This window comes from Flavobacterium beibuense (genome assembly GCF_004151245.1).
Taxonomy (GTDB): domain Bacteria; phylum Bacteroidota; class Bacteroidia; order Flavobacteriales; family Flavobacteriaceae; genus Flavobacterium; species Flavobacterium beibuense_A.
The window spans coordinates 15,472-32,588 of sequence record NZ_JUIW01000005.1 but is presented as its reverse complement, the minus strand read 5'-3'; the positions used below and the strand labels follow the sequence as shown (position 1 = coordinate 32,588).

Below are 17,117 nucleotides of genomic sequence, written 5' to 3'. Positions count from 1 at the left end.
AAGCATGTTAAATATAAAAAGCAACCTATCAAAAATTATACCTCTTTTTTTTATAATTATAATTTTTTCTAAAAACATAGCGTTTTAAAAGGGCTTTTTTGTACTTTTATAATTATTAAGACACTATGTTTTTACTATGCTCAAACAGAATTTACAATTAAAATTATCGCAAAAATTATCTCCGCAGCAAATTCAGCTGATGAAGCTGATACAATTGCCAACGCAGGCATTTGAGCAACGCCTTAAGGAAGAGATGGTTGAAAACCCTGCGCTAGAAACGGGCAAGGAAGATGAGTATGAGACCGATGAATTCACCAGCGATGAGTATGATGAGTACGATGATTATGACAACGACCATATTGATGCCGACGACATAAACATTGACGAATACCTTAGCGACGACGAAATACCAAACTATAAATTACAGGCAAACAATTACAGTGACGACGACGAAGAGCGCACTATGCCTTTTGCCGCCCCTGTTAGTTTTCACCAAAACCTTAGCGATCAGCTAAACACTTTTATACTTAGCGACAACGAAAGGGAAATTGCCGAATTTCTGGTAGGCAGTATAGACGACACCGGATACATCCGCAGGAGCATTAGCGACATTGTGGACGACATGGCCTTTACGCAGGGTATTTACACCGACGAAAAAACCGTAGAGAACATACTTCATATTATACATCAACTGGAACCGGCAGGTGTGGGTGCACGCGACCTACAGGAATGCCTGTTGCTACAATTAAAACATAAAACCCCTTCAGAATCTATAGATCTTGCAATAGACATACTGGAAAACCAGTTTGATGCCTTTACCAAAAAGCATTATGATAAGCTGCTTCAAAAGTATGACATCAGTCAGGATCAGCTTCGAAAAGGTATAGATGAGATAGAAAAGCTTAACCCTAAACCGGGCGGGGCTTATGACAGCAACTCTAAAATGGTAGAGCATGTAGTACCTGATTTCAGTATTCGTATTGTAGACGGCGAGCTGGAACTTTCACTAAATGGAAGAAATGCTCCCGAGCTGCACGTTTCAAAAGATTATCAGGAAATGCTGCAAAGCTATAAGGACTCAAGGGAAAAATCGAACCAGCAAAAAGATGCCGTACAGTTTATAAAGCAAAAACTGGATTCGGCTAAATGGTTTATAGACGCCATTAAGCAACGTCAGGAGACCTTATTTGTCACCATGAATGCCATTATGCATTATCAGGAAGAATATTTTCTTGATGGCGACGAAGCCAAACTGAAACCGATGATTCTTAAGGACATTGCCGACATGGTCGGGCTTGATATTAGTACCGTATCGCGTGTGGCAAACAGTAAATATGTAGAAACTCCTTATGGCACTAAACTGATTAAGGAATTCTTCTCAGAAGCTATGAAAAATGATCAGGGCGAGGACGTTTCGACTATAGAGATTAAAAAGATACTTCAAAACGTTATAGACGAAGAAGACAAAAGAAAACCGTTACCGGACGACAAACTTGCGGAAATATTAAAAGAAAAAGGCTATCCTATAGCCCGAAGGACTATTGCTAAATACAGGGAACAACTTGACATTCCTGTAGCAAGGATGAGAAAGAAAATATAACATGAAGAATATACTGCCGGCTTTCTCCTATATTTTCCATCCGCTGTTTATATCGGTATATGCTACGCTGTTCTATCTTCTTATTTCCCACCATTATTTTTACGGTTATGAAATCGTGCTTATATCGGTACAGGTGCTTATACTTACCGTACTGTTACCGGTTTGCGTATACTACCTGCTTAACTCACTGGGACTGATACGCTCTAAAATACACCTTGATAAAAAAGAGCGTAAAATACCCCTTGCCATACAGGCCATACTGCTTTTCATACTAATAAAACAGGGATTTGGCAATGTTACCATACAGGAGTTGCATTATTACTTTACGGGCTACCTTATAAGCACCCTTATAGCACTGCTTTGTATTTTGTTAGGTTATAAGGCCAGCCTGCACATGATGGGAGTAACATCGCTTACCCTATTTGTAATTTCCATATCGGCATATTACAGCCTTCCTATGAGCGCCATAATAGCATTTTTTATATTATGCTGCGGGTTTACAGCCTCTTCAAGACTTGTAATGAAAGCACACACTATGGATGAGCTTATACTGGGATCATTAATAGGCATACTGCCCCAAATAGGCTTATGGTATATGTGGTTACTGCCTTCGTTATAATTTAAAGGATGTAGAAGATAAGCCCGATATTAAGCGAGCTCAAATTTATTTTTTCGCCTTTAACAGTGTAAGCATCTTTATAGATTGGCGTAAAGCCATAGTAAGTATAAAAATTCCAGGTATTCCATCCGGCGGAAACATAAGCCCCACACAGTAGCTTGTTAAGATCAGGATTATTCCTTACACGAACTTCTCCTCCCGAAGCCCCGAAATAAGAGTGGTCACCTATAAGATAGCTTACCTTAAAACCGGTATATACCCTCCAGAATTTATGACTGTATGATGTAGAGTTACGCCATCTTAATTCTAACGGAATCTCAAGATAATGCAACACCTGTTTGCTTTTATCAAACGAACCTTCATCCACTACTTCATAAGCCCTTGTGGTTTCACCCCTCTCCTGGGTTTCGTAAACAAAAAGATTCTGCTTAATATTATTGTAAGAATACCCTAAACCAATGGCGACAGCATAAGTTCTAGCCTCGTTTATAGGCATGTCACGCAAAAAGCCAAAGGTAAATCCAGATGAAAATGCATTTTGCGAATACTGGTCAACCTTGTTTTGTACCAGATTATAGGATATGGATGCATAAAACTGATCTTCCCTGTAAAAAGGATCGGGCGTCAGGCTATCTGTTTTGGTAACGGCTTCGTTTATGTCGGTATTTTGAGCCACGCAGGGCACAGCCATAAACAGGAGCAGTAAAAAACAGGTAATTCGCATAGCATTTAAGGTTTTATACAAAGATGCAAAAGTTTGCTTATAGTTTATTTATCCTTGCCTATATTTTTACTCTTTTGCTTTACATCGCTGTTACCCAATAAAAAACTGTAAGGTTTGAGTGGTTTTACATGCATAAAGATCACGTTTATTATGCCCAATACTGGTATGGAAAGTATCATACCTATTACGCCCCAAATCATATTACCTGCCACAACAGCCAAAATCGTTATAAACGGGTCGAGGTTTACATTATCACCCACCACATAAGGTTCAAACAGATAAGACTCGATAAACTGTGCTACTGAAAAAGTAATCACTATACCAATTAATGCGGTTGTATCGCCATCAGCAATATAGCCTAAACCTATAGCTATTAAAAAACCTATAATATTACCTATGTACGGAATAATGGAAAGCAATGCTGCCAACACGCTTATGATAATAAAATTACTAACACCAAAGGCCGCCATACCCAGCGCATAAATAACAGCTAAAAATATCATGAGTATAAACTTGCCATACAGGTAGCCTTGCGTAATCTTAGTCGCCTGTGTGAGCACCTCATCAACATCCTTTTTATTTTCCTTCTTAAAGAGCTTTACAAAAAACTGCCTGAATTTTCGTCTGTAGTTAAGCAAAAAGAAAATATAGATAAACGTTAGCAGATAATCACCGCTAAACGAATACACGCCATTTATAAAGCTCAGCGCCTGTTTTCCCATATTACCCGTTGCCTCACTTTGTTGTTTTTCTATATCCTCGGGACCTAGTGGGGTTTTTTCATAAACATAGGCTTCAAGCTTTTCTATCTCGGGCATTATTTTTTGTTTGGCTTTATCCCAGTCGGCAACAAAGCTTTGTATCTGTATAGATATAAGTGCTACAAAACCCACGCTTACCAAAAAAAGTAATAGTGTATTTATTAGTGATGATGCCATGCGGGGTATTTTCCACGACTCCAGTTTTCGGGCTATGGGCAGTACCAATAAAGCTAAAATGACAGCGGTTAGTAGCGGTGCAAGAAAAGGCTTGGCCTTAACCAGGCCTGCCGTTAAAAAATAAACACCTAAAATGGCCGCAGTTGCGGTATAGAGTATTTGTTTACCAAATGTCATTCTGTAAAGTTTTTCTTTAAAGATAAAACTTACATCTTTAACATTATCAAAGTTTTAGGAAACTTTAGTATTTAGTGATTGTAGTAATCACTGTTCCAAATGGCAGTGTTAAAGTTCTTGCCTTTCCAAAAGCAATAGTAAAGTGAAATACCGCAAATACCTTTAAAAATAAAAAGAAAACAGATTAACCGCATTACCGACACGTCGGCTGCACCTAATGCCCCGTCTGATATCATGAAGGTTAGCATCGCACTCACCAGGATAAGAAACAATAAGAAACTACCGAAATCCCTAAATGGACGAACCAGCAACTTTCGCCAACCGCTTATATCTTTACCCCATTTATGTATAAGATAATAATACCCATTACCTATAGGAGCAAACAGTAAAGGATCATCATAATTATCCAATTTGAAGAGTTTGGACGGAGCGGCAATCTTAAATCCGCTAAGGTTAGTGTTATGCTGCTTTTCAAGTGAACGTATTTTTGAAACAGCTTCCTCAGGAACCTGTCCTTTAAAACGATGGCTGTTTAAAAACCGTAACCTGTAATCCACACAAACTGCCTTAATCTGGTCGATATGAAAAATCCTTTCGGATTCCAGATAATCAAAAATAAAGTCATTACTATCCTGCTCTCCCCCATCATTAAGCCTTTGTTTTATGGCTTCCCTTTGGGTTTCATCAAGAACAAGTAGTGCTTTTACCGATTCTATCAAATCGGTCTCGGTTATACTTCGCTTTCTTTTGGAAAGCAGTTCGTTTACAAGGTTTTTTCGCGGCAGCATCACTCATCATTTTAATATTACCCTTAAAATTAATGAATTAGATGTTTACAGCATGCATTAATCATCTTAAATATCAGGCCGTTATCTATCATTATTTTGCTGATACCCTCTATACCTTAGGCCTTTAATACTGTCAACTTTTCTCCAAAGTTCTTCATTTTCGGGGTTCGCTTCCGCTTCTTGAATTGCCTGTATAAGCTCAGGATTGTTACCGTATTTAATCTTTCCCGCAAGAGAAGGGTCTGCAAACAATAAAAGCACCGGAATACCGATAACAGCAATTCTTATTAGCATGTTCCTGTAAAACAAGTTCTTTTTTGTAAAATATTTTATGAGAACGACTATCAGCATAATAAGTAATCCGGCAATACTACTAAGAAGCATTACAGATGCCCCCGGCCACATCATCCACACGAACAGTATACCTATTAATGCTATCGAAAAAACAATCCCCGATAATACACTGCCTACTATACGCATTGTGCTTAATCCTTTATAGCTCTCATTTTTAAGGGGTATACCATTAAGCAAAGCAAAGCCTAAACATAAATACATCATGCTTAAAACAGGCATCGTTAAAACTAATAGCATAGCTCCCCCCGGAAGATGTAAAACAGACAATACAATTCCCGTCAGAATTAATATTGCTAAAATAAGTTCTGCTTTTTTCATAAAATGTGGTTGTGGTTATAGTTCTCAAACCTACAAAATTTAGCACAAACACCAACTTTTAATTCTTCCCGCTAAATACACTACTTTTGCCTTTTTGGAGTTATACTCTTGTGATGCTGAGATATAGGTTTTTACTGGTACTTTTGTGTTTGGTTTCCGCGGGCTACGCGCAGGAAACACCTGCGCTTTTTAAAAACCGAAAAATTACCGTTACTAACGACACCATTCGTATAGACAGTGTAAGTATCAATAAGGCATTTTTCAGACTACAGGACAAACTGGGCAACGATATAGATACCAGTTATTACCATGTAGACTTTCGCAATAGTACGCTCGTTTTTAAAGAGGGCATACAACCGGGAGACACCCTAAGCATGCGTTACCTTAACTACCCTGAATACCTTACCAAAAAATACAGCATTTATGACGATTCCAGAGTGGTGGACAATAATGCCACGGGGATCGAAAACCTCTATCGTGTAAACCGAAACCCTTTAAACAGTTTTATCCCTTTTGACGGACTGAACACTTCGGGTAGTATTACCCGGGGGATAACAGTGGGTAATAACCAAAACGCGGTTGTAAACTCCAACCTGGACCTTCAGATTACAGGAAAACTGTCTGACAAGGTTAGCCTGAGGGCCTCCATTCAGGATAGTAATATCCCGTTACAGGAAGGCGGATATTCGCAAAAGCTGGATGAATTCGACCAGATATTTATAGAACTTTTTAGCAACAACTGGAGCATACGTGCGGGCGACTTGTTTTTAGAAAACAGGCAATCACACTTCCTTAACTTTAACAAGAAGGTACAGGGTATTTCCACTAACTTCTCTTTTGGCGACGAGGATTCTAAAACCACAGTATTTGCAGCTGCCGCACTGGTAAGAGGGCAATATGCAAAAAGTACTTTTACGGGGCAGGAAGGTAATCAGGGTCCGTACAAACTGCGTGGCCCGAATGACGAATTGTATATATTGGTAATTTCGGGTTCTGAGAGGGTTTTTGTAAACGGCATCCTTTTAGAGCGTGGCGAAAACAACGATTATATTATCGATTATAATGCAGGGGAAATTATATTTACCTCCCTATTCCCCATTACATCGGAAATGCGTATAAATGTGGAGTACCAATACACCGTACAAAGCTACAGCAGGCTGCTTACCTATGGTGGCGTTACCCATGAAGAAGAAAAATGGAGCATAGGCGGGTTTGTGTACTCTGAAAATGACATTAAGAACCAGCCCCTGCAACAAAACCTTACCGAAGAACAGGTAGCCATACTGCAACAGGCAGGTGACGACCCCAGCCAGATGATGGCTCCGTCGGCTTATGTTGACAGTTATTCTGAAAACAAGATATTATACCGCAAAACAACTGTAAACGGTATTGAGGTTTTTGAATATTCCAACAATCCCGATGATGAGCTTTACAATGTACGCTTTAGCTATGTAGGCGAGAATTCAGGGAATTATATACTCGCAAATGCTGCCGCCATAGGCCGTATTTTTGAATATGTCCCTCCGGTAAACGGAATCCCGCAGGGTAACTACGAACCGGTAATACGACTGGTAGCGCCTCAAAAAATACAGATTGCCACCATATTGGGTAAATACAACCCAAGCGAAAAGACCAATATAAATTTTGAGGCTGGTATAAGCAATAACGACCTTAACCTCTTCTCACCTGTAGATGACGACAACAATAATGGTCTTGCAGGAAAACTGGACGCAAAACAGCGGCTGTATACCGGAAAATGGGAACTGGATGCTTTTGCCTACTATCAGTTCGTCCAAAAGGATTTCAGGACCATAGAGCGTCTTTTCAATATTGAGTTTAACCGTGACTGGAACCTTAACGGGATAACCACTACCGAAGGCAACCAAAGCTATCTGGTGGCAGGTACTGTTTTCGGGCTACCGGAAAAGGGGAATTTCAATTATCAGTTGGAGCAGTTGGACTATTCGGGAAGTTTTTCGGGTACGCGTCAGGTGGTGGACAGCCGATTTGTTTTTAATAAGCTATTGGTACAGGACAGGGGAAGCTGGCTAAACAGTAACGGTAATTACTCTTCATCAGAATTTATAAGAAATGAAGCACTTGCCAAATACCATTTCGGGAAAAACTGGGTGGGTGGTACTGTGCGCCATGAAGACAATCGCGAGCGCCTAAAGGAAACAGGACAGCTTTCGATACTGAGTCAGCGATTTGCCGAATATGGGGCTTTTGTAGGACGAGGGGACAGCACCAAGGTGTATATGGAACTGGGTTACCTGCAAAGGTCTAATGACAGTATTGTAAATAACCTGTTGGAAAAAGTAAATACTTCCCGTTCGTATTACTTAAAGTCAAGGCTGCTTAAAACCGATAAAAGCGACCTGACCGTTTTTGTAAACTACAGAAATCTTAAGTTTACCGACCCTGCCATTAAGAACGAACAATCGCTAAACTCAAGGGTTTTATATAACGACAGGTATTTTGACCAGCTTATGCAGGTTACCACCGCTTATGAAACCTCATCGGGTACCATACCGCAACAGGACTTTACCTACCTTGAGGTCGAACCGGGACAGGGCGTTTATACCTGGAACGACTATAACGGCAACGGCATACAGGAGCTTCAGGAGTTTGAGATTGCCCCTTTCCCAGATCAGGCCAAGTATGTACGGGTATACCTCCCTAACCAGATTTTTATACGTACGCACCAAAATAAATTTTCGCAGTCGCTTACCCTTAACCCTAACCAATGGCAAAACGAAAAGGGGATTAAAAAACTGCTATCCTATTTTTACAACCAGTCCTCATTTTTAATTGACAGGAAAATAGAACGCAACCCGGGCAAGTTTGACCTTAACCCTTTTGATACAAGTGAAGAAAGGCTGCTGGGCTTAAATTCCAGCATACGCAACAGCCTTTTTTACAACAGGGGAAAACAGGATCATTCTGTTACTTATACCTATCTTAAAAACAGGGCGAGGACATTGCTTAATGCAGGATCTCAGGAAAGCAGGAACAGTTCGCACCAATTACAATATGCACATCTTGTAAAAAAGACGTGGCTGTTTGGCTTTAACGGACAAACCATAAACGCCGATACCTACAGTGAAAATTACGGCAGCAGGAATTATGAAATACGCGGCTACCTGCTTGCTCCTAAAGTGTCGTATATCTTTTCTAAAAATGCGAGTTGGGATTTGTTCTATGAATACAGAAATAAAGAAAACCGTATAGGCGACAGGGAACTGTTAGACCAGCAGCGTTTGGGAACCTCATTTACCTATGCTTCCGAAAGGCAGTTTACTGTAAACGGGGAATTTTCATTTTATAATAACGCATTTACAGGCAATGAACTTTCTCCGGCGGCCTATCAGATGCTTGAAGGATTACAGGCAGGCAAAAACCTTACCTGGCGATTGCTGTTGCAAAAAAACCTTACCCAGTTCCTGGATGTGAATGTAAACTATCAGGGACGAAAAAGTGAAACCAGTAAAGCCATACATACCGGTAATGTACAGTTAAGGGCATACTTTTAATTAAAGGCAAGTTTTTCCTTATCGGTAAAAGCATCCGACTGAATTACATACTTCCTCGTAAAGATTTTAAGATCTTCCGGCTGTTTTGCATAATTGGCAATAAGAAACTCCTTATCCTCGTCAATTTCTGAAGTATAGCCTGTTATCCAGGGCACATTGTCCTGAATATTTAAACGGATTAGCCTCGCCTCATAGTTTTGGGCGTCTTTTGCAATAACTTCCTCAAGTAAATCAGTCCCTCTGTTAAAATAACGCATTTTCGGAACAATTCCGTTTTCATATTTGGCCATCAGCACCTGTGAAGCAGCTTTATAAGCTAAAAGGGTGGTATTAGTGTGGCTGTTTTCAATTTCCTTTAATGAAGCATAAAAATCAGTAGCTTTTGACTGCGATACTGCTGCATTAATGTATTGCTGCCTTATGGTAGCCAGTTCATTTTTCGGGGTAATAAAAAGAAGACAAAAAAAAAGCCCTAATACTTTCATGAAGATCGTTTTAGGGCATAAAGATATGGGATTTAACCATTAAACAGTTCTTAAATTTAGTTAGCGTCAAAAACCAACGGCTTATTTATCAAGCGAAAAGCTATAGGCTACCTGCACCTCATCGGCTACTTTTTTGCTTACCACACTGGGTACCTCAATATCAAAATCGGCAGGTTTAACCATAAAGTCTCCAGTAATAATAATAGTATTTCCTGATTTTGATACCATAGCCGTATCGGTTATTTTTTTGGCCTTGCCGTGAAGGGTAAGTTCTCCGGTAATCTTAAACTGTTTTGGTTTTTCGGTCACATCCGCCAGGTGGAAATTTTCCAGACTCCCTTTAAATACAGCTTTAGGATATTTAGCGGTTTCAGCATAACTCTCGTTAAAGTGTTCTTCCATCAGGGCAACCTTAAAACGAAAACCTTTCATTAAAGCCAGCACTGCCATTTCTCCGTTATCAGCATTGAATATAGCCGATACCGTTTTGTTTTCGGCCGCCACTTCTTCAAAAGAAGGTACAGAGGCCTCAAATTTTATATTTCCTTTTTTAGTGGCAAACTTTTGCGCCTTGCAGACAAATGGCACAAAAGCCGCCATAAAAAACACCAAGAAGCTTTTTTTAATCATAACTTTTATATTTAGTTATTCTAATAATCCATCCTCATTCCATTGCAGGATAACGTTAATCCGGTTTTGCGACATCCTGCCTGTTTTTGGCATTAAATCCTCCTCTCCCGACTGCAACTGAATACGTGTAAGCAAATCGTGATTGAGTACTGCATCCTTAACCTGGTCATACGTTTGTAAGGGTCTTGATGAAGCATCTCCTCCCGGTGCATGGCAGAAAACACATTTATCATCTACTATACCCTTTACATATCCGGTATAGGTTACCGTACCGTTTATTATAAACTGATCGCTTATATCCTCATAGGTATTAGATTCGCAGGAGCATAAAGCCGCTTCCATTAACGCTATGCTTATATATATTAGTTTTTTCATTTTAAAATACCCTGTATAAGTTAAACCCAAAAAAGAAATCGCCGTTACCCCAGTCGCCCGCCGCAGTGGTTATATAACCGCCTTCGGTCATAGCCTGCGAGTTGGTAAACAATAACTGGAACACGTGTCCACCTGTTTCTATATCCAACCCCACAGAAAGCGGATTTTGGTAATATCCCGGCTTATCAAAATTGTATATGTATTCCATGTTTAGGGAAAGTCTTTTCCCTATTTTATACCTGCCTCCCGCACCCAGCGATACCTGATTATCATTTTCTATATCCGGATTGTACAGGTTTTTATGAATATACATAGGCACTACTTCCAGTGAAAGCTTTTCGGACACTTTTCGTGAAACCAAAAACTGGGTAATGTAGGTAAGCCTGTCATTAAACTCTATGTTAGGGTAGTCATCCTTTTCCAAAAAGGTATTTACATCTACCGTATTGTAGCCTATAACCGTTAAAGGGAAATCGTCTCCCTGATTTGCCAGCCTGTACTTTACGGCTGCCTCATATACTTTTAAAAGGGTGTGGCGTGACGCACTAACCGAAAGCCAGTCAGTAAAACCATAAACCCCTCCAATTTTAGTGGTTGCCATATCCAGTCCAAAAAACTCTGAGATACCGTCCTTTACCGTTCCAAACCTGTGTGAAACTACAAAATAGGCTTCTTTGGCAGCTGGTGTTTTGGTAGACTGTAATGTTACTATCTGTAATCCTTTAAAAGCCGGGGTATCATACCCCTTAGTGGCTGTTGTATCTATTTCTGCCAAAAGGTCGTCCTGTGCAAATGCCGAAAAACCTCCCATAAGGCAAAGCACTGTTACAAAAAAATTCCTCATCCGTATTATTGATTAATTGTACACTGATCCAGTTTTACTTCGCCAAAAAGTTCATCAAAGCCTATACACCTTCCCTTTACTTTAATCTTCTCTCCTGTTTTGGCCGCTAATGCTTTATCAAAGCTGCACGACACACCACCAGTCAATGCCAGTGTAGTACTGTCTGATTCATTTACATTACCAAGCACCACTATGGTTTTATTAAGGTATTTAGAGTTGGCCTTAACCCTATCGGTTTCATAATCCTTTACCAGGGTTTCGGCGGTAATGGTATAAGCTGGCTGCTCTGACTCTATATTACGGGCATCTTTATATAAAAAGCCGAAATAGAAATAGTAGGCTGCTACCAAAACCAGCATCAGTATACCAGAAATGATGAGTATTCTTCTTTTTTTCATGTGTTGGGATTTGTAATAAAAATCTGCTTATGATGCTTAAAATTATCAAACCTCCTGCTGTAAAAAAGAAGAAAAAGGGCATATAGCCCGATTGATTTAGAATTTTGCCCTTATGATTTAGAATTTGTTTTTAAGAAAAACTCACAGGTATAAATAAAAAAAGGCCCTCTCACAATGGGCCTTTTTTAAAAAGAAGATAGTCTCACATTTAATCTTCAGTTATTTCCTGTTTTCATCTATCAGCTTCTGGATAGTGTTCCAATCGTAGTAATGGAATGTCATACCATTACTCATTGCCACAAGCATACCTTTAGGGAATTTGCCTCCCAAATTCAGGCTGGTTGCATCGGCGCCATCACACTCAATAGTTGAGGTTGGTATCTCTGCCAGTAATTTATATTCATTAGGATTACCGTTCATTCCTTCACGAGGATAAACCATAAAAGTATTGGCCTGTTGGTTAGACACCAGTATATATCCTGTAGAGTCGGTAGCCTTATAAATAGCTATCCCTTCATGATCTTCCTTAAAATCAGCTTGACCAAAAAAGGCAAGCTCATCATTACCTCCCTGTGGGTCGGCGTTGTATTTTCTTATACCTTTTCCTTCGTCACAGTAATAAACCATACCAAGTTCGTCATCTACAGCAATGGCCTCAATTTCTTTGTTCATACTGTAATCACCAAACTTCCTTACCACTTTAGCAGTTACCGTACCGTTATCATTTCCGGCAAGTTCATACTGCCATAAATAACTGCCCGATGGCCCACTTTTTCTGCCTACTATAGCATATATAGAAGTAAGACTGTCTTTGGTTTGAGTGTATAGTGCAACGCCCATTGGGTCGCGCTCTGCCTCGCCCGTAAATACATCTATACCGCCATTATCAATTGGCTCAAGATCCGGAAGGCTGAAAACCCTAATCTTGTTGCTTTCCCTCTCGGTGGTAACAGCAACATCGGTTTTTTTACCGCCTATCATCAGTCCGTAAGCAATATCAACATTGTTAGGCCTTTTAAGGGTAATCGATTTTTTTACGATTTTACCATTAAGGTCATATATGTACAATCCGCCATCGGTATCCTTATCAGTTCCTACAATAAGGCTTTTGGTTGCATCTTCTGGGTTTATCCATATAGATGGGTCGTCAGTGTCGTGTGGAGTAGCTTCAGTCACTACAGCAGGCTTTATGGCATCTTCCCTTACCGGGGCCAGCTTATCTCCACAGGAAACAAGCGTTAATCCTAAAGCAGCTGCAAGTATTATGTTTTTTCTCATTTTTTTGTCAGTTCTGTTGTGTAAATAATTTCGCCGTGGTCGTTAACTACCTGTACAAGCATTTTTTTTCCGGTTACAGAAAAGCACATAAACCCGGCTTCGTTGTTGGCATACAGGGTTCCCTCTCGCTCACCACTTGGCCGTACCTCACTCCCCGCCCCCGAAAGGAACTGGGTAGTATAGCGGCCTTTTGGTCTTACTACCTGCAAATCGTGCTCATGCCCGCACAGGTAAGCATCTACCTTATACTTATCAAAAAAAGCGGCAAACTTTTTTTCAAATAATTTTGTATCGGCGCTGTTCTTTCTCTTCCCCCCGCTATATAACGGATGATGCCCTACTACTATTTTCCATTTGGCATCGGTTTTTTCAAGTGTTTCTGCCAGCCATTTCCTTTGTACAGTAGTATCCTGGGCAATAATATTTTCATACATATCATTATCCTTGTTATAGTAGCTGTCTATAAACGGATTAGTATCCATAACTACCATAAGCAGTTTACTGCCGTCTTTAAGGGTAAACGTTTCCTGATAATACTTATCGGGCATTTGCCAGCGGCGGCTCACTTTTGTATAATCTATCTGAGCCTGTATGTTACCGTTGTAATCATGATTACCTAAAGCAACATACCAGTTTTCATACAGCTTTGTATTGGTATAGATGTCTTCAAAAGAATTTTTAAGCTGAGGGTCCTGTGTACTTTCTATCCCGTTAGGATAAAAGTTATCGCCTACAGAGATTGTAAAATCTATATCCAGCGTTATGGCAGCAGCACCCATTTGTTCTGCCACAGGCTTTTGATGGTACTGACCATGACGCCCAAAATCGCCTAATACCAAAAAGTGAAGTGCATCTTCTTCCTGCTGCAGCTTAGGTATAAATTTTCCCTCATAACCGGATTCGGTTTCTTTAAGGTAACCCTGAGCCCCTGCATTAAGAAAGGCCAGCAATGCTGTAAATAGAACCAGTTTTTTCATACTACTTTAAATTTATAGTGCCGGAAGCACCCTATTCTTCCGGCACCTAAATTATTATTTTTAACTCTTAGAAGTCAAACTTAATACCAAGGTTATATCTGCCCTGGTAGTACTCTAACTGCTTAACCCTGTCCTGAACACCCTGATAGTAACGTAAAGGCTGGTTTGTTAAGTTTTTAGCCTCGGCAAATATGCGTAGGTTTTTAGCAATCTTGTATGATGCGTTTATGTCAAGGAAGAATTGTTTGTCGTAGTAACTGTCGTTAAACTCATCTGATCCAAGTTCGTCAAGATAATCTGAAGCGAAGTTTGTTGAAACCCTTGCAGAGAACTTACTGTTTTCCCAAGAAAGCGATCCGTTAAACATGTGCGGTGCAGTACCCGGAAGGCTAACGTCTTTTCTTTCGTTACCGTCTTCATCAGCAATACCTTTTGCTTTAGAATCAGTGTAAGTATAGTTAACATATACACCAAAGTACTTAAGGAAGCCCGGTAAGAAATCAAGCTGTCTCTGGAAAGCAACCTCAAAACCGTATACATCTACATTATCACCATTTCTTGACTGAACGAATGTCCACTCCTCCCCAACCGGAACAGGATTATCCTGACCAGGGAAATCGTTAGCAAAGTCAGTATTAGAATACTGGTTGTTGCTGTAAGTATAGATAAAATCCTGAAGGTTTTTATAGAACACCCCTCCTGAAATTAAACCTACCGACTTAAAGTAGTTTTCTGCCATTAAGTCGAAATTGTAAGCATAAGTAGCTTTAAGGTCAGGGTTACCTGCCATGATTTCAGAATCAGAAGCTACGTTGTTGATATAAGGAGCCAGGTCATAATAATTAGGCCTTGCCAATGATGTTGTAAATGCAGCCCTGATTACTAAATCGCTTGTAGCGTCATATTTAAAAGTAATACCCGGTAAAACATTAGTGTAAGAGTTTGTAGTTTCAATTTTTCCTTCAAGCTCCTCTTCATCAAGTACCCTGTTACCGGTATAATCTATGTGAGTATTCTCTATACGGGCACCAAGAATCACAGAAAGTTTATCTGATAAATCCTGATCCCATCTTACATAACCTGCAAAAATGTTTTCTTTTGCTTTATAGTTTACCGCAAGGAATTCAGACGGATCTGATTCGCTTTCATAAAGGTTTGGATTGTTTAGGTCTAATCCGCCAAGGTAAGCAGCCGAAGCAAATGTACCGGGTACATACTGGCTTCCCGGATTAAATCCATCACCTCCCCAGTAGCTTGTAGCAACATCTGCAAGGGTAATATCCTCAAGAGGCTCATAAGCAAAGAAGTTATTATCCCTAAGCTTATCTTTTAACCTTAAACGTAAACCTGTTCTTAAACGTCCTTTTTGTCCTTCTATAACCGAGAATGGGAAACGGATATTTACTTTAGCACCAAACTCGCTTTCTTTAGTATAGTCACGGTTTTCTGTAAGCTCACTGAATTCAAATGAAGAAAGGTCTTCTCCTGTAGTAGTTACAAAAGGCTTTCTCATGTCAGAAAGGTTTACATTAAAAGGAAGATCTTCCTGCTCAAACTCGATGTAACGCTCGTTAGGACGGAACTCTTTTGCAACAGCATAGTTTGCCTGCCAGTCTAAATCCAGTTTAGGACTTAAAAGGTGTTCACCTCTTAAAGAGTAGTTTTGTACCATTTGGTCTTCCAGCCTTCTGTTTTTATTACGATTGTTATCTATACCTCCTTTGGTTTCTCTTTTTACCGTACCCATGTAGCTTACAATTTCCTCACCGTTATATTCCGGCTCAATATCATCATAAGTAATCCTGAAACGGTTTTCACGGTCGTCTCTCCAGTTGTAAATACCGCTTGCAAAAATGGTATTGTACTCGTTAAACTTATAGTCTACCGCAAATGACCCACTGCGACGTATACGCTGTACATCATATTTTCTTATCTGTTGTTCCTGTACGTATACATTCCCAAAATCGTCCTCAGTCCATACTGCCTCGATGTTGTCCGATCCAAAATCGTTATCATTGTAAGATCCGCTTACAACCACACCAAGTTTGTTATTTAAATAACGGTTACCATATACAAACGCACCCGTATATATACCTTTTTCGCGAATAGGGCTGTAACCTCCTGCAAGTGTTGCAGAAATCCTCTCGCCGTTTGGAGTAGCACGAGTAACAAGATTAACCGATCCACCTATTGCATCGGCATCCATATCCGGAGTAAGTGTTTTATTTACCTGAATGGTAGAAATCATATCTGACGGAATAAGGTCCATCTGTACATTACGATTATCACCTTCTGCGGATGGGATTCTGTCACCGTTAAGGGTTACCGAGTTAAGCGACGGGGCTAAACCACGCACAATAATATTACGTGCTTCACCCTGGTCATTCTGCATAGTAATACCCGGCACACGCTTAAGTGCATCACCAATGTTAGAATCGGGAAAACGACCTACCTGGTCACTCGAGATTACATTAGTAATATTACTGTTGTTTTTTTGCTGATTAAGTGCCCTTGCCTGTCCTCTAAGTGCATCTCCTACCACAACAACTTCGCTAAGTGTTTCAGATCCGCTTGTTAAAACAAAGTTCACAGTAGTATTTTTACCTTCCTCAACAGTCACTTCCTGAGATTGTGACTGGTAGCCCAGATAAAGGACCTCTACAGTATAAGTACCTGCCGGCACTTCTAAAAATTCAAAATCTCCTATCTGGTCAGAAATAGTATAGCGATTCCCTATACTTAGTTTTACTGTTGCACCGGGAAGCGAGAAATTCTCATCCTGATCGGTAATCTTACCGGAAATAACACCGGCCTTTTGAGCATAAGCAGAAACGCTCAGCACAAAAACCGATATAAAGAGTAATAATTGTTTCATTGATTTAATTTTTGTGTTTGTTGGGCGCAAAACTAGGAACCACATGTAAAGTAGGAGTTAGCACTTTATTATGTCAAAATGACTATAATACTAAATCAATGTAAACATTGAAAAGAAACTGTTAACTAACCTCTTCTATAAATATTTTATTAACCAAAAAGAAAAAGTTGTAACTTTAATACAGCCAACAATCTCTTTTTAAGC

General features: G+C 39.8%; 15 protein-coding genes. 3 read left to right on the top strand and 12 right to left on the bottom strand.

All coding sequences use genetic code 11. The features are described 5' to 3' along the window. Window positions 1–136 precede the first annotated feature (136 nt). Both rpoN and NU09_RS07610 read left to right on the top strand, forming a co-directional pair. A complete protein-coding gene (gene rpoN, locus NU09_RS07615; protein WP_129750684.1) occupies window positions 137–1,600 on the top strand; it encodes an RNA polymerase factor sigma-54 in 1,464 nt (487 codons plus the stop codon). A gap of 1 nt (window position 1,601) precedes the next feature. Further along, the gene (locus NU09_RS07610) at window positions 1,602–2,219 is read left to right on the top strand and encodes a hypothetical protein (protein ID WP_129750683.1); all 618 of its coding nucleotides are present in this window, start codon (window positions 1,602–1,604) and stop codon (window positions 2,217–2,219) included. Window position 2,220: 1 nt separating this feature from the next. Here the strand turns inward: NU09_RS07610 and NU09_RS07605 are convergent, their stop codons facing one another. The 4 genes from NU09_RS07605 to NU09_RS07590 all read right to left on the bottom strand — a co-directional run bounded on the left by NU09_RS07605 (window position 2,221) and on the right by NU09_RS07590 (window position 5,518). Continuing rightward, window positions 2,221–2,943: a porin family protein gene (locus NU09_RS07605; protein ID WP_129750682.1), complete on the bottom strand. Its 723-nt coding sequence runs from the start codon at window positions 2,941–2,943 to the stop codon at window positions 2,221–2,223. Window positions 2,944–2,987: 44 nt separating this feature from the next. Beyond that, window positions 2,988–4,058, bottom strand: a complete 1,071-nt coding sequence (locus tag NU09_RS07600; protein WP_129750681.1) for an AI-2E family transporter — start codon at window positions 4,056–4,058, stop codon at window positions 2,988–2,990. Between the two features lie 71 nt (window positions 4,059–4,129). Continuing rightward, a complete protein-coding gene (locus NU09_RS07595; RefSeq protein ID WP_242501843.1) occupies window positions 4,130–4,846 on the bottom strand; it encodes a hypothetical protein in 717 nt (238 codons plus the stop codon). 81 nt (window positions 4,847–4,927) lie between these two features. Further along, the gene (locus NU09_RS07590) at window positions 4,928–5,518 is read right to left on the bottom strand and encodes a hypothetical protein (protein ID WP_129750679.1); all 591 of its coding nucleotides are present in this window, start codon (window positions 5,516–5,518) and stop codon (window positions 4,928–4,930) included. A 113-nt stretch (window positions 5,519–5,631) separates the two neighbouring features. Here NU09_RS07590 and NU09_RS07585 point away from each other — a divergent pair, with 113 nt between their 5' ends. Beyond that, the gene (locus NU09_RS07585) at window positions 5,632–9,051 is read left to right on the top strand and encodes a hypothetical protein (protein WP_129750678.1); all 3,420 of its coding nucleotides are present in this window, start codon (window positions 5,632–5,634) and stop codon (window positions 9,049–9,051) included. On the opposite strand, the gene NU09_RS07580 is transcribed toward NU09_RS07585, so the two are convergent. The 8 genes from NU09_RS07580 to NU09_RS07545 form a co-directional block, all read right to left on the bottom strand. Further along, complete coding sequence (locus tag NU09_RS07580) at window positions 9,048–9,536, bottom strand: hypothetical protein (protein WP_129750677.1); 489 nt, start codon at window positions 9,534–9,536, stop codon at window positions 9,048–9,050. The genes NU09_RS07585 and NU09_RS07580 overlap by 4 nt on opposite strands. Window positions 9,537–9,617: 81 nt before the next feature. Beyond that, entirely contained in the window at window positions 9,618–10,166 is a 549-nt protein-coding gene (locus NU09_RS07575; RefSeq protein ID WP_129750676.1) for a YceI family protein, read from the bottom strand. A gap of 15 nt (window positions 10,167–10,181) precedes the next feature. Then, window positions 10,182–10,541 carry a cytochrome c gene (locus NU09_RS07570; protein WP_129750675.1) on the bottom strand — a complete coding sequence of 120 codons (360 nt, stop codon included), beginning with the start codon at window positions 10,539–10,541 and terminating at the stop codon, window positions 10,182–10,184. 1 nt (window position 10,542) lies between these two features. Next, window positions 10,543–11,385 carry a DUF5777 family beta-barrel protein gene (locus NU09_RS07565; protein WP_207209764.1) on the bottom strand — a complete coding sequence of 281 codons (843 nt, stop codon included), beginning with the start codon at window positions 11,383–11,385 and terminating at the stop codon, window positions 10,543–10,545. 5 nt (window positions 11,386–11,390) lie between these two features. Further along, window positions 11,391–11,783, bottom strand: coding sequence for an OB-fold protein (locus NU09_RS07560; protein WP_129750674.1), 393 nt, complete (start codon window positions 11,781–11,783; stop codon window positions 11,391–11,393). Between the two features lie 219 nt (window positions 11,784–12,002). Beyond that, entirely contained in the window at window positions 12,003–13,061 is a 1,059-nt protein-coding gene (locus NU09_RS07555) for a phytase (RefSeq protein ID WP_129750673.1), read from the bottom strand. Beyond that, entirely contained in the window at window positions 13,058–14,038 is a 981-nt protein-coding gene (locus tag NU09_RS07550) for a metallophosphoesterase (protein WP_129750672.1), read from the bottom strand. Before NU09_RS07550 ends, NU09_RS07555 begins: the two co-directional genes overlap by 4 nt. Before the next feature lie 67 nt (window positions 14,039–14,105). Next, a complete protein-coding gene (locus NU09_RS07545) occupies window positions 14,106–16,913 on the bottom strand; it encodes a TonB-dependent receptor (RefSeq protein ID WP_129750671.1) in 2,808 nt (935 codons plus the stop codon). Window positions 16,914–17,117: the final 204 nt, after the last annotated feature.

Bases quoted from the DNA above. Each gene is read 5' to 3' on its own strand.
- NU09_RS07545 (WP_129750671.1), bottom strand. From the start codon at position 16,913: ATGAAACAATTATTACTCTTTATATCGGTTTTTGTGCTGAGCGTTTCT.
- NU09_RS07595 (WP_242501843.1), bottom strand. From the start codon at position 4,846: ATGCTGCCGCGAAAAAACCTTGTAAACGAACTGCTTTCCAAAAGAAAG.
- rpoN (WP_129750684.1), top strand. From the start codon at position 137: ATGCTCAAACAGAATTTACAATTAAAATTATCGCAAAAATTATCTCCG.
- NU09_RS07570 (WP_129750675.1), bottom strand. From the start codon at position 10,541: ATGAAAAAACTAATATATATAAGCATAGCGTTAATGGAAGCGGCTTTA.
- NU09_RS07610 (WP_129750683.1), top strand. From the start codon at position 1,602: ATGAAGAATATACTGCCGGCTTTCTCCTATATTTTCCATCCGCTGTTT.
- NU09_RS07560 (WP_129750674.1), bottom strand. From the start codon at position 11,783: ATGAAAAAAAGAAGAATACTCATCATTTCTGGTATACTGATGCTGGTT.
- NU09_RS07580 (WP_129750677.1), bottom strand. From the start codon at position 9,536: ATGAAAGTATTAGGGCTTTTTTTTTGTCTTCTTTTTATTACCCCGAAA.
- NU09_RS07555 (WP_129750673.1), bottom strand. From the start codon at position 13,061: ATGAGAAAAAACATAATACTTGCAGCTGCTTTAGGATTAACGCTTGTT.
- NU09_RS07575 (WP_129750676.1), bottom strand. From the start codon at position 10,166: ATGATTAAAAAAAGCTTCTTGGTGTTTTTTATGGCGGCTTTTGTGCCA.
- NU09_RS07590 (WP_129750679.1), bottom strand. From the start codon at position 5,518: ATGAAAAAAGCAGAACTTATTTTAGCAATATTAATTCTGACGGGAATT.
- NU09_RS07605 (WP_129750682.1), bottom strand. From the start codon at position 2,943: ATGCGAATTACCTGTTTTTTACTGCTCCTGTTTATGGCTGTGCCCTGC.
- NU09_RS07585 (WP_129750678.1), top strand. From the start codon at position 5,632: ATGCTGAGATATAGGTTTTTACTGGTACTTTTGTGTTTGGTTTCCGCG.
- NU09_RS07565 (WP_207209764.1), bottom strand. From the start codon at position 11,385: ATGAGGAATTTTTTTGTAACAGTGCTTTGCCTTATGGGAGGTTTTTCG.
- NU09_RS07600 (WP_129750681.1), bottom strand. From the start codon at position 4,058: ATGACATTTGGTAAACAAATACTCTATACCGCAACTGCGGCCATTTTA.
- NU09_RS07550 (WP_129750672.1), bottom strand. From the start codon at position 14,038: ATGAAAAAACTGGTTCTATTTACAGCATTGCTGGCCTTTCTTAATGCA.